This is a genomic window from Cellvibrio sp. OA-2007, assembly GCF_000953825.1.
Taxonomy (GTDB): Bacteria; Pseudomonadota; Gammaproteobacteria; order Pseudomonadales; family Cellvibrionaceae; genus Cellvibrio.
The window spans coordinates 24,371-41,518 of record NZ_BBUL01000075.1 but is presented as its reverse complement, the minus strand read 5'-3'; the positions used below and the strand labels follow the sequence as shown (position 1 = coordinate 41,518).

General features: G+C 48.0%; 13 protein-coding genes. 4 read left to right on the top strand and 9 right to left on the bottom strand.

Annotated features, from left to right (window positions below; all coding sequences use genetic code 11):
* Positions 1–235 precede the first annotated feature (235 nt).
* On the top strand, positions 236–2,521 hold the full coding sequence (locus tag AWU77_RS04415) for a PQQ-dependent sugar dehydrogenase (RefSeq protein WP_062059704.1): 2,286 nt from the start codon (positions 236–238) through the stop codon (positions 2,519–2,521).
* 22 nt (positions 2,522–2,543) lie between these two features.
* On the opposite strand, the gene AWU77_RS04410 is transcribed toward AWU77_RS04415, so the two are convergent.
* The 6 genes from AWU77_RS04410 to arsC form a co-directional block, all read right to left on the bottom strand.
* Positions 2,544–3,932, bottom strand: coding sequence for an amidohydrolase family protein (locus AWU77_RS04410; RefSeq protein ID WP_062059702.1), 1,389 nt, complete (start codon positions 3,930–3,932; stop codon positions 2,544–2,546).
* 59 nt (positions 3,933–3,991) lie between these two features.
* Positions 3,992–4,975, bottom strand: coding sequence for a helix-turn-helix transcriptional regulator (locus tag AWU77_RS04405; protein WP_193747494.1), 984 nt, complete (start codon positions 4,973–4,975; stop codon positions 3,992–3,994).
* Between the two features lie 133 nt (positions 4,976–5,108).
* Positions 5,109–7,049 carry a signal peptide peptidase SppA gene (sppA, locus tag AWU77_RS04400; RefSeq protein ID WP_238582301.1) on the bottom strand — a complete coding sequence of 647 codons (1,941 nt, stop codon included), beginning with the start codon at positions 7,047–7,049 and terminating at the stop codon, positions 5,109–5,111.
* 22 nt (positions 7,050–7,071) lie between these two features.
* Positions 7,072–7,524 carry a DUF2069 domain-containing protein gene (locus AWU77_RS04395; protein WP_062059698.1) on the bottom strand — a complete coding sequence of 151 codons (453 nt, stop codon included), beginning with the start codon at positions 7,522–7,524 and terminating at the stop codon, positions 7,072–7,074.
* Positions 7,525–7,566: 42 nt separating this feature from the next.
* On the bottom strand, positions 7,567–8,163 hold the full coding sequence (gene wrbA / locus AWU77_RS04390) for an NAD(P)H:quinone oxidoreductase (RefSeq protein ID WP_062059695.1): 597 nt from the start codon (positions 8,161–8,163) through the stop codon (positions 7,567–7,569).
* Positions 8,160–8,504, bottom strand: a complete 345-nt coding sequence (gene arsC / locus AWU77_RS04385) for an arsenate reductase (glutaredoxin) (RefSeq protein ID WP_062059693.1) — start codon at positions 8,502–8,504, stop codon at positions 8,160–8,162. Before arsC ends, wrbA begins: the two co-directional genes overlap by 4 nt.
* A gap of 84 nt (positions 8,505–8,588) precedes the next feature.
* Here arsC and AWU77_RS04380 point away from each other — a divergent pair, with 84 nt between their 5' ends.
* The 3 genes from AWU77_RS04380 (at position 8,589) to AWU77_RS04370 (ending at position 11,732) form a co-directional block, all read left to right on the top strand.
* A complete protein-coding gene (locus AWU77_RS04380) occupies positions 8,589–9,863 on the top strand; it encodes a YihY family inner membrane protein (RefSeq protein WP_062059691.1) in 1,275 nt (424 codons plus the stop codon).
* A 152-nt stretch (positions 9,864–10,015) separates the two neighbouring features.
* The gene (locus AWU77_RS04375) at positions 10,016–10,381 is read left to right on the top strand and encodes a response regulator (protein ID WP_062059690.1); all 366 of its coding nucleotides are present in this window, start codon (positions 10,016–10,018) and stop codon (positions 10,379–10,381) included.
* Between the two features lie 97 nt (positions 10,382–10,478).
* Positions 10,479–11,732: a valine--pyruvate transaminase gene (locus AWU77_RS04370; RefSeq protein WP_062059688.1), complete on the top strand. Its 1,254-nt coding sequence runs from the start codon at positions 10,479–10,481 to the stop codon at positions 11,730–11,732.
* A gap of 35 nt (positions 11,733–11,767) precedes the next feature.
* Here the strand turns inward: AWU77_RS04370 and AWU77_RS04365 are convergent, their stop codons facing one another.
* The 3 genes from AWU77_RS04365 to AWU77_RS04350 all read right to left on the bottom strand — a co-directional run bounded on the left by AWU77_RS04365 (position 11,768) and on the right by AWU77_RS04350 (position 17,121).
* On the bottom strand, positions 11,768–12,322 hold the full coding sequence (locus tag AWU77_RS04365) for a cytochrome b (RefSeq protein ID WP_084618049.1): 555 nt from the start codon (positions 12,320–12,322) through the stop codon (positions 11,768–11,770).
* A gap of 157 nt (positions 12,323–12,479) precedes the next feature.
* Entirely contained in the window at positions 12,480–13,682 is a 1,203-nt protein-coding gene (locus AWU77_RS04355) for a DUF1552 domain-containing protein (protein WP_062059683.1), read from the bottom strand.
* Between the two features lie 49 nt (positions 13,683–13,731).
* Positions 13,732–17,121 carry a DUF1592 domain-containing protein gene (locus tag AWU77_RS04350; protein ID WP_062059681.1) on the bottom strand — a complete coding sequence of 1,130 codons (3,390 nt, stop codon included), beginning with the start codon at positions 17,119–17,121 and terminating at the stop codon, positions 13,732–13,734.
* Positions 17,122–17,148 lie beyond the last annotated feature (27 nt).

The window sequence follows — 17,148 nt, the reverse complement described above, 5'->3', positions numbered from 1 at the left end:
GGGAGTCGTCATCCTCGCGTAGCGGGGATCCATAGGCTTAATTACTAAAAGCTGGACTCCCGCAAGCGGGAGTGACGATGAAACAATAAATAAGCAGTTCGCCAGCCATTGCGCTGGCTTTTTTATGGGCAACCGATAGGAGTGTGATCGGTTAGCAAGATTGCATGGAGCAATGAAGCGCATGATTGAGCATTAAATTTTCCCATTCGGCTTATCGCACTACGAGGTAATCACTATGAAAACCTGCGTAAAAAAATGGCTAGTTATTACCAGTTGTTTGGGTTTTATTTCCTGTGGTGGCGGTAGTTCAGGTTCCGGTAATAAATCCACATCATCCATTGCAACAAGCACTGCACAGTCATCAGCAAGCCTGATTAATTCTTCAGCTGTTTTTTCTTCTGCTCTTTCATCCAGTGCAGCGAGCATTGTATCGGGTTTGGCCGTTCGTCCATCCAATACGACTTGCCTTGCACCTGCGCCAATTACCGCCAGTGCACCGATCAGTATTAATTGGCAAGCAGTGTTTCCTTCTCTGCCGAATATCGCTAACGCCACCAATTTATTGCAGGCACCCAATGACAATAGCTATTGGTACGCAACACGGCAGTCGGGCAGGGTAGTGCGTTTTCAAAATAATGCTAACGTCAATACATTAACCGAAGTATTAAATATTGAAGACCGCGTAGATTTTTCTGGCGGTGAGACTGGCTTGCTAGGTATGGCGTTTCATCCGCAATTCACCGTGAATCGCTATGTGTATTTCAATTATATTGGGCGCAACGCGAGTAATAATTTGGAGACTCGCGTGACTCGATTTGAAGTATCTAGCAATGGAGTGATTAATCGCGATTCAGAAATTATTTTGCTGCGGTTCAATCAACCTTATTCGAATCACAACGGCGGACAAGTTGCGTTTGGCAGCGACGGATATTTGTATATTAGTTCCGGTGATGGTGGCAGTGGGGGTGATCCTCAGCAGAACGGACAGAATAAAAATAATCTGCTCGGTAAAATCTTACGCATTGACGTCAATAACATCAGTGGCGGGCGCAATTACGCAATTCCTGCTGATAATCCATTTGCGACTACTGGCGGTGCAGCTGAAATTTGGGCCTATGGCTTGCGCAATCCTTGGCGTTTTAGTTTTGATCGGAAAACTAATGAATTGTGGGTGGGCGATGTGGGGCAGAGTGCATGGGAAGAAGTTAATTTGGTAACCGCTGGAGGAAATTACGGCTGGGGTGATATGGAAGGTGACTTTTGCTATAGCGGACGCGCCAATTGCTCTATGGCTAATAAAATAAAACCGGTGTTGTCGATTAGTCACAATACTGGCGTGTGCTCAGTGATTGGCGGTTATGTTTATCGCGGGGCACAATATCCTGCCGCTTACGGAAAATATTTTTTCACCGATTACTGCGTTAATACCATGCAGTCAATCACACGTAACAGCAGCGGCACTGTTAGTGTTAGTAGTCACGGTAATGTGCCCCTCAATATAGTGTCTTTCGCGCAAGATAATTTAGGTGAGCTGTATGCACTTGGCCAATCAGGTGCCGGTGTGCAAATCGTAAAAATGCAGGCCACTGGTGGAGAATTGCAGCCGGGCACAATGGCCGCGAATTTATCGGCAACAGGCTGTGTCAACTCGGCAAATCCAACACTGCCTGCTGCGGCTATGATCCCCTATAAAGTTGCCAGCCCGTTTTGGTCTGATACGGCAGAAAAGGAACGCTATTTATCGCTGCCGAATAACACATCAATCGATTTAACCAGTGCCGGTGATTTTTTATTTCCTGTCGGCAGTGTGTTGATGAAACATTTCAAATTAAATAACCGTTATATAGAAACACGGTTGTTTGCACGCGGTGAACTAGGCTGGCAGGGTTTTAGTTACGAATGGCGCGACGATCAAACGGACGCGCGCTTATTATCCGACGGCAAAGAAAAACTAATTGAAGGTGTTCAATGGCAATACCCCAGTCGCGGCCAATGCCTCACTTGTCATACACAGGTCGCAAACTTTGTATTGGGTTTGGAAACTCTGCAACTCAATAATGCTATTCGCTACACCGCGAGTGGTGTCACTGCACATCAATTGGATACGCTTGGCCATATCAATATCTTTTCCTCCGAGATTTCAGCTGCACAAAAAACAAAAACACTATTCGCGCTGGATGATACCAGCGCAACCCTCGCGCAACGTGCGCGCAGTTATTTGCACAGTAATTGTAGTAATTGTCATAGCCCAAGCGGCCCCACACCAGTAAATCTGGATTTGCGATTCAGCACAACTTTGTCGTCAACCTTCACTTGCAATATGCAACCAGTAGCGGGCGATTTGGGTATCAGTAACGCACGTATCATTGCACCGGGTGAGCCTGAACGTTCAGTATTGCTTGCGCGTATGAAAGCGCGAGATGACAACCAAATGCCACCCTTGGGCTCGCATTTGGTTGATCAAGCGGCAGTGGATGTTATAGCAGCTTGGATTGGTGGATTGGAAAACTGCGCACAATAAAAATCTATAGGGCTGATAAAAATTAAAGCTCGCCAGCGTTTCGCAAAGTATTTAGCTCCTGCCAAAAGCTTCGTTCTTTAATTGCTGTTTCGCGTAGTTTTTGTAATTGTAATGCGGAGAAAAACTGGCCGTGTTTTACCACGGCGTGGGGACTCTGAAGTGTGGATAAATTCTCCAGCGGATTATCTTCAGACAAAATTAGGTCGGCGTTATAGCCAATGGCGACCTGCCCCCACTCTGATTCTTTACCCAGTACTTTAGCTGCGTTAATAGTGGCAGCACGCAGAACTGCAACTGAGGGAAGCCCCGCCTGCTGCATTAATTCTAACTCTTTATGGGTGGCCAAGCCGTGGGGCGATAGTAATACACCTGAGTCGGAGCCAACCAACAGACTAATATCAGCTCGATAGAGCTCGCGGGTAATTTCCTGTAAGAAGGCGAATGTTTTTTGATTGTGTTCAACCATCTCTACTGAACTTTTGGACCAGCGTTTGACTTGGTTTTGTTTTTCCTCCAGCGCGATAATGGGTGAAATATAACCCTTCGGTAACGCATCAATAAAGGTTTGTTTTTGTGCGCTGATTTCAGTGAGTTGCCAAAAAATATTCAAGGTCGGCGTAATGGGTGTATTCAGCGTTTTCAATTTAACAATAGTTTCATCCAGCTTTTGCTGGTCCTGCTGATAATTCAGTGACCCTTGAAAAATATCTTCAACATGTTCCAGCGATTGTAATCCCGCCAGCGTATTCCACTCCATATCAGGTGCCGGGTGAGGGCCATGTTTGGCAACGGGGATCTTTTGTTTTTTGGCTTCGCGCAATAAAGCTTGCAACACCGGCGCATCCAAATTGCCATAGGCTTTTATCAGGTCATAGCCTTGTTGTTTGGCTTTCATCACTGCCTTGCTTGCCTGGGCAGGTGTTTGGGCTGAGTAGTGTATGTGTGCATTTTTAAAACCGGAAATAATCGGACTGCTCACCGTTAGGGTGCTGCCAATCCTGTTGCCGATTTCAAGCTCTTTGCGCCACTGTAAATGTTCTTTTACGCCGTTCATCAGCCGCACGTGGGTAACGCCGTGAGACAACGCGATAGTAAAAGCGGCGGGGTCGAATGCATGAACATGCATATCAATTAACCCGGGCATGACGTAAGACCCCTTGCCATCATGTCGTGTATGGTGTTCGTCTGTAATCGGAGTGCGTGCAGGCTTAATAGCAGTGATCTTGCCGTTAAGTATTTGCAACTGTTGGTCTCTAATTATTTGAGCAGTATTTATATTGAGAATGTGTACATTATCAATATAAAGAGATAAGTCGGCATTTTTGTCAGTATCGCTGGCGTAGGCTGACAAGCGACCAATTGCGACAATAAATAGAATGAGGAATCGGGTGGTGACTGTTGGTGTTTTCATAAGTGCGTTTCCTTTGAGTAGATGGAAAGCACTATTTCATGGATAGGTGTTGCGTTCGTCTAATCGCGAGATACTAAACGGCTGGAATCTTGTTTCTGGACGTTTTGAGCGAGAGTCGTATCGCGAAACTCGCTGGGTGTCATCCCCGTTGCTTTCTTAAATGATTGATTGAAAGTGGCTTTTGAACTAAATCCCGCGGCGAAAGCTAAATCAGTGAGGTTGATATTGTTGTGAGCACTTAATGCATTTTTGACCTTCTCAATGCGATGCTGGTTAATGTAATCATTAAATGACATGCCTGCGACCAAATTGATAGATCGGGAAATATCCCGCGTTGCCATTCCAGACAGATCTGACAATTGATTAAGCGTTAGCCGTTGTTGGCAATACCATTGCTGCGCAAGGATTTCTTTATCGAGAATCGCAAACAGGCTTTGATAGTCTGCGGCTGATTCTTCGCCTTTTTTTGCTTCAGTATTGATACCAGAGGATTCAGTAGTTGTCGTGCCTGTTACAGTTTCCAAGCTCGCGCGGCGATTGTTGAGAATTAAGATTAGTAACAAACAGACGATGAGAAAAATAAAAGAGCTCGCCGCGTAGCCGATAGTATTTAGCTGTGCGCCTAATTCTATCTGAAAGTTAAGCCTGAGTAGATCCAGCGCACTGAACAGGGTTGAGACACCAATTAACCAAGCAAGCCAAGCCAAGGAAACCTCAGCTGCATCCGAGCGTTGCTTTGTTAGCTGCTGATTGAAGTCGATAATAAGTTTTAGTGTTAAGAGAGCATAAGCAATACGCCAGACGGTTCCCACCGCAATAATAAGTTGTGTATGAGCAGTGAAAGGTATGACCAATAACATCGGCAAAAAATGCCAAACCGCTTGATAACCGGCAGTCCCGCCAATTAACCGTCTAACGGCAAAATACAAAGCTGGGCCGTAACCCAGCACAAAGATGGGGGAAATTAAATGTAGCTCACCGGAGATGCGCAGGTCTTCAAGCACATTGGTAATAGCTGCAATCCCTATCAACGCAAGCAGCACACATACACCGCGATAAGCAGGTGTAGTGATAAACATTAAAAAACCAAGTACTGCGATAGACAGCATCCCTGCATTAAACAAACTGACCAGTGTTACCAGATCCATTGAATTAATAATCTCTTAATGTGCACTATTAAGGCGCCACACAATCCAAACATTGCACATAAATTCCCTGCGGGTCATTCATGCGTTGTAAATCGCTGAGCGGTTTTAAGGTGGGAGCGAGATTGTTTAATACATTGAGTGAGGTGAATTTTTCTAATAAGGATGTGGGTGCAAGCTTGCCTGCTTGTCCGCCTGTTAGTGAGCGCAACAATTCTTCTTTGGGGGAAAGTGGGCGCTGCACAAATTCAACTTGATAGCTGCTGAGATTTGCTGTTTGTGCGATGGCCACAATTACATCCTTTAGGGTACCCAGTTCATCGACCAAACCAATTTCTTTGGCTTTGTTGCCCGTCCATACATGACCTTGGGCTATTTCATCAATTGCGCTGACTTCTTGCTTGCGTGCATCGGCTACCAGGGTGATGAAACGCTGGTAAATATGATCGACGCCCATTTGCACAACTTTGCTGGCTTTTTCAGACAGCGGGCGATCCAACCGCATAGTGCCGGCTAATTCGGTGGTGCCTACGCCGTCAGTATTAATACCAATTTTTTGCAGGGATTTTTCCAGTGTCGGGAACGCTCCGAAGACACCAATTGAGCCAGTGATGGTGGTGGGTTGCGCCCAGATTTTATCGCCTGCGGTGGCAATCCAATAGCCGCCGGATGCAGCGACTGTTCCCATGGAAATATAAATAGGAATTTTTTTCTCGCGCAGGGCGATAATTTCTGAGCGAATAATTTCTGACGCAAAGGCGCTGCCCCCGCCAGAGTCGATACGAATTACCAGGGCTTTGATACTTTTGTCATCGCGCACTTGGCGCAATAATTCCAGCATGCTTTCGCTGCCGATGCTGCCGTCGGGCTGGTAGCCATCAACAATAGAGCCGGAGGCAACAATAACGGCAACTTTATTTTTATCCAGTGTGGGGTGCTTGCGAATATCGGCCAAATAGGATTTTACCCCAACGCCATTATACCAATAGCCATCATCGCTTTTCCCCGCTTGTTCAACCAACATTTTTTCCATGTCTTGACGCGAAACTACTTTATCGACCAATGCTTTTTCTAATGCCAGTTGTGCGCTGTTGCCGGTGGTTAAGGCCATGTGGGCATCAATGTTGTTAACGTAATCGTTGATGCTACCCGGTGGCAATTTACGGCGGTTTTCAATTTTTCCGGTGTAGTTGCCCCAGAGTTCGTTAATCCACTGGGCATTGTGCTCGCGGGATTCCGCTGACATATCGTCGCGCAGATAGGGTTCCAAGTAATCTTTGTATTTGCCGGAGCGGAAGGCGTGGATGGTGACCCCGAGTTTATCCAGCGCAGTTTTGTAATAGTTCATATAGCGACTGTAGCCGGTAATTTCGATCATGCCCATTTCGTGCAGATAAATTTCATTGGCAAAACTGGCGAGGTAATATTGGTCTTGTGAGTAGTTGTCGCTGACCGCGATAATTTTTTTACCAGCACTTTTAAAGTTTTCTAACGCTTGGCCAATCTCATCCATTTTGCTGATGCCGCCACCGAGCAAGCGACCGGGTTCCAATACCAACAAGTTGACGCGTTTGTCTTTTGCCGCTTTATTGATGGCTTCAACAATATCACTTACCAGCGTTTCGTTTTCTTCTGGATCTTCATCGGATAGCAGCAAGCTGGTTGGATCTATATAGCTCCGTTGATCGACTAATAGCCCCGTGGGCGCCAGACGCAGCGCAAAGGTGTCTGGTAGTGGTTTGGGTGCACTTGAGCCTATAGCGACGATAAAAATAATCAAAAAAACGATAAACAAGGTGTTCATCAACGCATTGCGAAACCAGGTAATACCCGCGCCTAAGCCACCAAAAAAAATACTCCACGCGCTGCGTTTTTTTGGCGCGGGCAGTTGCGGTGCAGCGGGTTTAGGTTGTGCTGGGCTGGGTTGCGCGGAATTGGGCGCCGCAGGCGGCTCGTAATAATTCACAGACACAATAACTTCCTTCTGAAAAATTTTAAGAATGGTTGCTTTTGGTAGACAAATAATAATTCCAGTATTGCAGCCAGCGGCTGGTCATCATGGCCGCGATAAACATGGCGCTCACTAGTAAGGTGATTACCCAATCGCTCCACAACCAACGGCTCATTAGTAGTGGAATGATCACCGCAAAATACATTAGAGCAACAAAACACAGCCAGCTATAAGTGCGGTGTGTTTCGCGCAGGAAAGCGGGAATAAAAATCAGTAGCGGAATAATTTGCAGCAGCCAGAGCGCGATTTTGCCATTTTCATTGATAAGGTTTAGCAGCGAAAATAACACCAGTAGGCTGATGTAACTGGCACGCACGACCAACCGGCCAATACGTAATTTTTTAAAGAGTATTGCCGAATCCGCATCGGTAATCACAATGACTTTTTTCGGCTTTTCATCGGTGCGTGTGTCATTGTGTTCTGGCGTGTTAGTCATACATCAACCTTGTGTTTTATTCGGGAGCTTCAGTTTGAAGTTTCAGTGAATGAGTTTTAATGCGAGTGTCGCTATACGTTTACCCAGCGCCTGGCACAGCGCAATTTCGTCGCCGCTCAGTTTGGTGGGGGTGTCGCCACTGGCGAGATGGGATGCACCATAAGGAGTGCCGCCCGTGCGGGTACTGCTGACGGCTGCTTCACTATAGGGAATGCCCGCAATCACCATCCCTTGGTGCAACAGCGGTAGCATCATGGAGAGCAGGGTGGATTCTTGCCCACCATGCAAGGTTGAAGTTGAGGTGAATACAGCGGCGGGTTTATTGATTAAATCGCCATTTAGCCAAAGGCCACTGGTGCCATCGAGAAAATATTTCATCGGCGCGGCCATGTTGCCAAAGCGAGTAGGGCTGCCGAGAATTAAACCGCTGCAATGTTTTACATCGTCTTCGCTGCAATAAAGCGCACCACTGGCGGGAATTGCTGCTTCGGTGGCCTCGGTGACGGTGGATACCGCAGGTACAGTGCGCAAGCGCGCTTCAATGCCGCTGACTTGTTCAACACCACGCGCAATTTGTTTTGCCATTTCGAGGGTTGAGCCGTTGCGGCTGTAGTACAAAACTAAAATATACGGTGTCATAGAATGGTCTTTACGTGTTCGGGTGGTCGGCCGATCACGGCTTTGTCGCCATTGATTGCAATCGGTCGTTCAATGAGTTTAGGGTTTTCTACCATCGCTTTAATCAGCGCCGCTTCACTGAGCTTTTCATCGGCAAGATTCAACTCTTTGTAGGCATCTTCACCTTTGCGCAATAAATCGCGCGCGCCTATGCCTAATTTGCTCAGTAGGGCTTTTAGGGTTTTAGCGTTGGGCGGTGTTTCCAAATAGAGAATGATCTCAGGTTCCTGGCCTTGTTCACGCAACAGGCTCAGTGCCTCGCGCGATTTTGAGCAGCGCGGGTTGTGATAAAGTGTGACCATAATTGTCTCTTGATAAGGTTTATTCATAATGGCAGCGGCAGATTATAACGGCTGCGCCCCGACTTGGTTTAAGGATTTAACGTTATGCTTCGCTCATCCTCATTTGTTGAGTTTATCCATACACGATATCGTTGGTTGAGAGGATTTCTGTCGCTGATGATACGCCAGTATCAAGCCAAATCATGCCAGAAGAGTGCCGCATCGCTCACCTACGTCACCCTGTTTGCCACTGTGCCGATGATGACAGTGACCTATTCCATGTTTTCGATTATCCCGGCCTTTCAGGATCTTGGCGATCAATTGCAATCATTGTTATTCGAACACTTTTTGCCCAATAGTGAACAGGATCTGGGTAAATACCTGAAAGACTTTTCCGCACAAGCGCGCAATCTGACTGCATTTGGTTTGGCATTTTTGTTGGTATCTGCCTATTTGATGCTCAAAAATATCGAGCAAAATTTTAATGGCATCTGGGGAGTATCACGCGGTCGGCGCGGCGTCGCCAATTTTTTACTCTATTGGGCAATTCTGAGTTTGGGGCCGCTACTGCTCGGCGCCGCATTGGGCATGAGCACTTATCTGGCGTCTTTGCGTTTGTTGGTCGGCCCTTACGATAGTTTGGGGGTCATTGAGTGGATTTTCCGTCTGGTACCCTGGATTCTGACTTGGGCTGCGTTCACGCTGTTGTTTGTCGCTGTACCTAATTGCAAGGTGTCAGTAAGGCACGCCATGATCGGTGGTTTTTTTACCACGCTCGGCTTTCAGGGATTAAAAGCGGCGTTTGGCTGGATTGTTGGCCATTCGTCATTCACCCTGGTTTACGGTGCTTTTGCTGCTTTGCCCCTGTTTTTGTTGTGGGTCAATTTGATTTGGACGGTGATTTTGGGGGGCGCGGTCTTTGTACATGCCATTGGCGCGCACCAAGTGGTGCTGCGGGATCGCAATTATCCGGATCTATTTGCCAGTTTAATGATTCTGTGGCGCTGTTACAGCGCATCGGGTCAGGGGGCGGCGGTAACGGAACGGGAGCTTGCGCAAGGGTTGGCTGCAGGGCAGTGGCAAGGTCTCCGCGATGCATTGGTGAAAAAGCATGTGATTAGTACGGATTATCAAGGGGATTATTTACTCAGTCAGAATCTTCAGCTACTAAGCTTGAATCAGTTGAGCGATATTTTAGCCTTGCCCCGTCAGCTTCCTGAGGATCAAAGTGATCTTGCCCATGTGCCTTGGGGGCAGGAGGCGATGCGTGTTTTGGGCGGTGTGGATGGGTGTAGTAAACAATTATTGAATGTTTCGGTGGCTGAGCTTTTTGAGTGGCAGCCTGTTGTGCCGCGCAGTCAAGCGCTTGATGCTAATTAATGCAACGCAAAGCTGGGTAAAAAACTCGCTCTGGGTAAAAATCCCTGACTATACTCTTCAGTGCTCACTGATTTTTGACTCTTGTGCTAAATGGTCAGGTCAGTATTTAACCTGTATCTCTCATTTCATCAATTAAAAGAAACGTTTACCCAATGGCGACACCTCTACTGATTTGTGATGATTCTATGATGGCGCGCAAGCAAGTCGCGCGCTCCCTCCCTGAAGGCTGGGATGTCGATATCACCTTTGCCACCAATGGTGTTGAAGGTTTGCAAGCTATTCGCGAAGGCAAGGGCGAGATGGTATTTCTCGATCTGACTATGCCGGAAATGGATGGCTATCAAGTCTTGGAAGCGGTAAAAGCGGAAGGGTTAGACACCATGATTATTGTCATCTCTGGCGATATTCAGCCGACTGCTCATGCGCGTGTTACGCAATTGGGCGCTATTGAGTTTATTCAAAAACCAGTCAATCCAGAAAAACTGGCGGCGACGTTAAAGAAATTTGGATTGATCTAAAAAGAAATTTAGATTGATCTAATCCGCTAGTTTTTTTTCACCTGACCCGCTAGATTGCCCCGCATTCAATTGCGGCCACTAATCTACCGGTATTTTTATGCAATTTTCTCGCTTTGGGCAAAAACTCTGTACGGATGCCGGCATAGTCTCTTTAATGGATGACTTGGGCGAAGCATTGCGCGTTAATCCCAATATGATTTTTATGGGCGGCGGAAACCCCGCACGCATTCCCGCAATGGAGCAGGCGTTTGAAGACGCGCTGCGTGCAACACTTAATAGCTCCCACGAAACTCATCAGCTTTTAGGTGTATACCAACCGCCACAAGGCGATGCCGGCTTACTGGATAGCATCGCTAACTTACTACACACCGAATATCAGTGGCCGATTACACGGGCGAATATTGCGCTCGCCAATGGCAGTCAATCGGCCTTTTTTGTTTTGTTTAATTTGTTTGCCGGCGAATACGCTGATGGCCTCAAAAAGCGCATTCAATTACCGCTTACCCCGGAGTATTTGGGTTATAGCGATTTGGGTATTAGCACGGATTTTTTTACCGCTACGCGCCCCAGTATTGAAATGCTGCCCGATGCTTTTTTTAAATATCACGTGGACTTTTCACAGCTCAAGATCACTCATGAGACGGGTGCACTTTGCGTGTCGCGCCCGACTAATCCCACCGGTAACGTCATCAGCGATGAAGAATTAGTAAAGCTCGATGAATTAGCGCGTGCGCATCAAGTGCCGTTTATTGTCGATGGTGCTTATGGCACGCCCTTCCCGAATATTATTTTTGCCGATGCCGAGCCGCACTGGAACGACAATACCATCCTGGTGCTCAGCCTTTCCAAGTTGGGTTTGCCCGGTGCACGCACCGGTATTGTGATCGCCAATCCCGAGGTAATTAGCGCTTTCGCCAAAGCTAATACCATTTTAAGTTTAGCCACCGGCAATTTTGGCCCGGCACTCGCGCGGCACTTAATGGACGAGGGAAAAATTCTGCAATTAAGCCGTGAGGTCATAGCGCCTTTTTATCGCGCGCGGATGGAGCACGCGGTTGCAACCTTTAAAAAGCATCTTGGTGACTTGCCGTGTTTTATCCACAAGCCGGAAGGGGCGATTTTTTTGTGGCTCTGGTTTAAAGATTTGCCGATTAGCAGTGAGGAGTTGTATCAACGTTTAAAAGCGCGCGGCGTTTTAGTTGTCTCCGGTCATCATTTCTTTCCCGGATTGGCGGGCGATTGGCAGCACTGTCACGAATGTATTCGCGTGACTTATTGCCAGGATGCCAGTGTGGTAGAGCAGGGCGCGCAGATTATTGCCGATGAGGTGAGAAAAATTTTCAACGCATAAGCGATAATCTGGCGGGTTTTATTTTTTTTACGAACTTAGCTTGAATGCTTATTTGGTTTTAGCATGCGCACCAGAGTGCGATCGCGTTTAAAAAAGTGATGCACAAGCGCAGCGCCAGCGTGAATTATTACCAGTGCCATTAACCCCCAGGCGGCATATTTATGAGTTAAGCCTGCGATATTGAGCTGCTCATTTTCTAAAAGTACGATTGACGGCATTTGGAATAGGCCAAATACATTAATTGATTGCCCCTCAGCGGTGCAGATGAAATAACCGCTAATCAAAATTGTAAACAAACAAACATAGAGTACCAGTTTGCTCAGTGCGATTCCCATTTTTACGGGGAGAGAATCCACCAGTGTTGTCGGGGTTTTGCTGGTAAGGCGCCACAGCAGCCTGATGCAGACCAATCCAAATAAAATGACGCCCATCGCGTAATGCAGGTGTGCGATTTCCAAATAGTCTGGTGAGTAGTAGCCGTAGCTAGTCAGGTAAGCGCCAAGGCCAAATAAAAACAAAGTTAAGCCGGCACTTAACCAATGGAAGAAAATACTGACGATACCAAAATTATGGTGGGAGTCTCTGATCATTATTTTTTCTCGCGTTATTTTTATAGGATTATTCGGGGAATTTTTTTGATGCAGCTAAATGCGGTTTTATTAAAACGAAAATTACAGCGGGGGAATATAAATGAAATCGCTTTGCGGCGCCAGACAATAGCAATCTGGCACCGCAAAGCTTAAGGGCTTACAGACCTGCGATAACTGAGCCGCCCCAGTTACGGTAAGCAGTACTGTTAGGGCTTTGATCTGCTTTTAATTTCAGTGCAAGGGTATGGAAGATATCCGCTTGGGTTTTGCCGCCGATATCTAGCACACGTCCGCCGGTGATGCCTGCACCTGCAACCAACATAGGTACATCGTCATTGCCGTGAGCATCTGCAAGGCCCATATCAGACACTTGTGTCACAACAGTTGAACTAAACAGGCCAGCTGTATTGAGCTTGTCCATCAGGTATTTAGTCAAACCTTGCATGTAAGCGATGTCTTCAGTGTATTGCGCTTGGTTAAAGTGGTGCGATTGGTGCGATGAGCGACCACCTAACTTATCAAAGATATGGTTGTGCGCATCTGAACCAAATGCCACAGATACCGATGCAGTTAAGTTACAGCTCAGTGCTAACACAGCGATATCTACTTGCATTTTTGCCAGTGCATCGAAACCAGTGACTGCAGTACTGGCTGGTTTCGGGCATGAGCCGCTACTACCGCCACCGCTACTACCAGAACCAATTGCCGCTTCAATTTCTTGGATCGCGGTGAAATGGCTATCCAATTTTTCTTTCTCATGCTGCCCCAGTTTGGTTTTCAAACTGTTAACTGCAGGGTAGTGCAAATCAACAATCGATTTTCTTGGCGCGACACCGCTAGTGGTGGTGGTGCCACCGCTAAACAATATGTCCAGTGCGGTCTGAGGACTGGTGATGGTTGGTCTGCTTGCAGTGCCTTCACGGCTCAGTTGTGATTCTTCGGTGGTACCTACGTTTAGGTATTTAACCGGATAGTTTGCACCGATGGTACGCCCCATGTTTACATCAAAACTGTCTTTGGAAAAGCTACCGTTATCAAAACGATGGAACATGATGCCATGGCCAGCGCCAGTTAACTTGGCGCTCTTCATAATGGCGATTTTGCTGTAATGGGTTTGCAGTGGTGCCGACTGGGCAGGTAAGGTGCCGCCTGTTGGGTACCACAGGTTAGGTTGGCAGCCGCCACCAGAAAACACCAAGCAGCTTTTGGTTGGTACGCCACTTTGTGCCTCTGCAACACGCGCCAACATGATTCCGCCAATCAGGCTGGAAGCTTGCAGCAATCCGGCAGAAATACCGGCGCGCTGTACGATACGCAGAAAGTCTCTGCGCTCTTTATCGAAGCAGTCTCTATATCTCATTTTTATTTACTCCAATTCGTTAACAAGGCGAGGGGAAAAGGGGCGCGCATTAGCGCACCCACTCCTTCCGGTACATCACAGATTCCAATGCTGGGATTTCTTCAAGCATTGCACGTGGGCCTCTAGTTGATAGTACATTGGTCAAATCAGTCACATCACAACGGTAAGCGTTTTCTTCGTCTTTGCTGATGCGCTTGTAGCCAACATCTCTATCAGAATCGATCAGGAAGATTGAGTTGATACCTGAACTGTAGCTTACGAACTGGGTTGCCAGACAGGTCTGGGCCAGGCTCGATAATTCCGGATGTTCAACAATGGTACGTGCGAGATCTTTAGCACCGTTGAATTTAATCTCAGGTGAGTAGAGCACGCGATCCGGATCATTCAGGAACTGGAGTTGTGGATAGGGCGAGTAGAAAGTACCGCTAGACACAATTGCATTACCTTTCAGATCAGTTGAGCGAACACGGCCAGCTGTATCGAAGTTTTCCAATCCGCCACCCAATGGGTTGATGATTTCGGCATGGCAGTTAGAACAGGTGGTTCCTGCAGTAATGCGGTCGAAAATCATGTGTTGGGTAGTGGTTGGCGCTTCGTAGAACGCGCGGTCTTGCGCAAACAAGGCTTCGCGGTCCAAGCTAACACCAGATGGTGGCTCAGGAATATCCTGACACATCAACTTACGGCGAATCGCAACGGCACGAGTGATCATGTTCGAATCAGTAGTGCTAGCGTAACGCGACAAGAATGCACCTGAAGTCAGAATACCACCGCGGTCGCTGGTTGTTACACGAGCAAAACCGTCTGCATCCAGAGTGCCACTCAACGCCAAACCATAGTGTGTTGCCAAGCGAGCGTTGACGTGGGTATAGGATGGGTTGTACACGGATGCAAACGAACCATTGGTTTCCAACATCGCGTAGGCAAAGTTTTTGCCCAGCTCATTTTTCATGTCGGCACCAAGAGTGGCGAAACCACTAATAGCCGGTTTGGTCAGGGTTTCGATCTTGTCGGTAGCTAACCAGCGGTTTACCAAATCTGTCAGGAGTAACTTGGTATTGGCTGAGTTAAGTAAAGTAGCTGCTTGGGCGCGAATACCGGTAACTGTATTTAACGTGCCGTTAGCTGCTGCTGTCATCAGAGCAGTACTTGGCGTAGTACCGGTAAAGGTATAAGCCATGTAAGTTGCCATTTCGTAACCGTCAAGTTTGTACACGCCGCTGCTTGACAGGGTTCCGATTTCGGAACGATACAAGAACTGTGGAGATGACAACATTGCGGTCAGGGCAACTTGCATACCATCAGCAACAGTGCGGCCACCGGTAGTGCCATTAGCAACTGCGAGGTAAGCACTTTGTTCATCAGTAGTCAAAGGGCGACGGAAAATACGTGGACCCAAGGTGTTTACTAATGTACTTGCACAAGCGGTTGATGGAGTACAGCTAAGGACAGCGTTCCAGCGTGTTGCTACGTCAGTGGCAATACGTTCAGCATTGGCCAAGTAACTGGTGTAGCGTGTCTTATCAATCGCAAGGGTGTTATTGTTAACAAATGCACCTGACACAAAGTCATCGGGCAAACTTGCAGTTACATCCGCTTGATAAGCTACCAAGTCTCTGACTGAGCGTTGATATTCCAATTTGGTCAGCAAACGCAAGGTTCTTTGACCATAGCTTTGTGCATTGGATGGACAGCTGAACTTACTCACCGGTACATCTGGAATGCCGTCACTGGGTTTGCGGAATGTCCAGATATAGGCTTCCAAATCTGCCGCGCATTGGCCAGTACATGTACCCTCACCACCTTGTGGCATCCACAGCGCAATAAAGTCTCGCAGAGAGCGATCCTGCGTATCACTTCTGTGGCGATAGTAAGTGCGGTTCGGGTTAAGCGCAATCGCAGCTGCAGTACCGTTAGCATTTTTAGCGCCATCTACACCATGGCAGCCTATACAGCTTTGAGTGCTCCATAAGGTTTTCCCATTAGCAGCATTGCCTACTAATGCGCCGGTACTGCTGGAGCTACGAGAGCTAGTGGAGCTAATAGAAGTAACTACCGAGCTGCTGGTTGAAGAGTTAACAGAGGACACCGAAGAGCCAGTTGTGCCGGCATAGACCAGTGACAACGGAGTAGTCGCAGCAGCAGGAATGCTGTCGGCGTAGCTGATGACTTTATAGTCATAGCTGCCAGCGGCAGTCAGGGTGTCAATGAAGCTAACGCTGTTAGCTGCATTGTTGCTTGCTGTCATCCAGCGACCATCGGCACCTTTACGACGAACCAGGAAGCCGCTTTCGTTATTGCTAACGTCCGCCCAGTTGAGGTTGGCAGCGCCAGTGGCATTGCTCACCGTACCGGTCAAGCCAGTAGCCGCAGCAGGTGCAGTGGCGAGGCTGATGGCAGGCACGTTGGTGGGGTTGTCACGGTTCAGGAACATCTTGAAGTAAACCGGTACTTTCTCACCAATGGTTGAGAGGCCTGCAATAGCACGCAGGGCTTCAACACCGGCATTCAGATCGAAATCAATAGCGTTGATCACAATCGGTTTGCGCGGCGAGAAGCTGACGCTGTTGTTGGCGTGTTTTACTACCAGCACGTCGAACGTCAATGCTTTCACTATACCGTGCAGAACCAGATTACCGGTGACAGGTTGCACACTGGTGCTGCCTGCAGCCATGGCATCAATCGCCGCCAGGTCGAGCTGGGTGGTGAAGTGCAGGCTAGGCAAGTAGTTGGATTCAAACAGCATGCTTTGCATACGTGGATCGCGCACTACGTTGTTGGTGCTGATACTGGCCAGCGGAATGGTCAGTGTGGCTTGACCATTGGTGGCGACAGTCCCTTCGAGCTGACTGAAGGTCATGCTTTCGGGGGTTTCAGCACCGGCAACACTCTTTTTCACGGTCACGAAGTTAAAGGTGGATTTGCTGGCATCGAGCAACCAGCGTGCGGCCACGGTGGGCGCTACGCTGCTGGAAGACACACTGCTGGGTGTGCTGCTTTTGCTGCTGGATGACACGCTGCTCGGTACCACGCTGGATACGCTGCTGGCGGCACCACCACAGGCTGCACCGTTGAGGGTGAAGGCGGTGGGTACGGCACCTGGGTTGTTGACGATAAACCCGAATGACACCGAACCATTGGCTGGCAGGTTAGGGTTGTAGCCGGCGTTTTTCACACAGACATTTTTGCCGGTCTGGGTGTGTACACCATCCCAGAGGTTGGCAATGGTGTCATTGCCCGCGTAAGTCCAGCAAAGTTCCCAGCTGGTTTTAGCGGCACTGGTATTGGTGATGGTGGTGGTAATTTGCGCACCATTGCCCCAGCTGTTGACGGCAGCATAATTCACACTACAGGCTCCCTGGGCGATAGCGCCGCTGGAAGCCATGATGCCCAGGGTTACCCCGCAGGAGAGCATCGACAGTTTCAATAATTTTTTCATGATAGGTTCTCTCTAAGCTTCATCCAA

Excerpts from the sequence above, each read along its gene's own strand:
- AWU77_RS04415 (WP_062059704.1), top strand. The coding sequence starts at position 236 with ATGAAAACCTGCGTAAAAAAATGGCTAGTTATTACCAGTTGTTTGGGT.
- AWU77_RS04410 (WP_062059702.1), bottom strand. The coding sequence starts at position 3,932 with ATGAAAACACCAACAGTCACCACCCGATTCCTCATTCTATTTATTGTC.
- AWU77_RS04395 (WP_062059698.1), bottom strand. The coding sequence starts at position 7,524 with ATGACTAACACGCCAGAACACAATGACACACGCACCGATGAAAAGCCG.
- wrbA (WP_062059695.1), bottom strand. The coding sequence starts at position 8,163 with ATGACACCGTATATTTTAGTTTTGTACTACAGCCGCAACGGCTCAACC.
- arsC (WP_062059693.1), bottom strand. The coding sequence starts at position 8,504 with ATGGTCACACTTTATCACAACCCGCGCTGCTCAAAATCGCGCGAGGCA.
- AWU77_RS04380 (WP_062059691.1), top strand. The coding sequence starts at position 8,589 with ATGCTTCGCTCATCCTCATTTGTTGAGTTTATCCATACACGATATCGT.
- AWU77_RS04375 (WP_062059690.1), top strand. The coding sequence starts at position 10,016 with ATGGCGACACCTCTACTGATTTGTGATGATTCTATGATGGCGCGCAAG.
- AWU77_RS04370 (WP_062059688.1), top strand. The coding sequence starts at position 10,479 with ATGCAATTTTCTCGCTTTGGGCAAAAACTCTGTACGGATGCCGGCATA.
- AWU77_RS04365 (WP_084618049.1), bottom strand. The coding sequence starts at position 12,322 with ATGATCAGAGACTCCCACCATAATTTTGGTATCGTCAGTATTTTCTTC.
- AWU77_RS04355 (WP_062059683.1), bottom strand. The coding sequence starts at position 13,682 with ATGAGATATAGAGACTGCTTCGATAAAGAGCGCAGAGACTTTCTGCGT.
- AWU77_RS04350 (WP_062059681.1), bottom strand. The coding sequence starts at position 17,121 with ATGAAAAAATTATTGAAACTGTCGATGCTCTCCTGCGGGGTAACCCTG.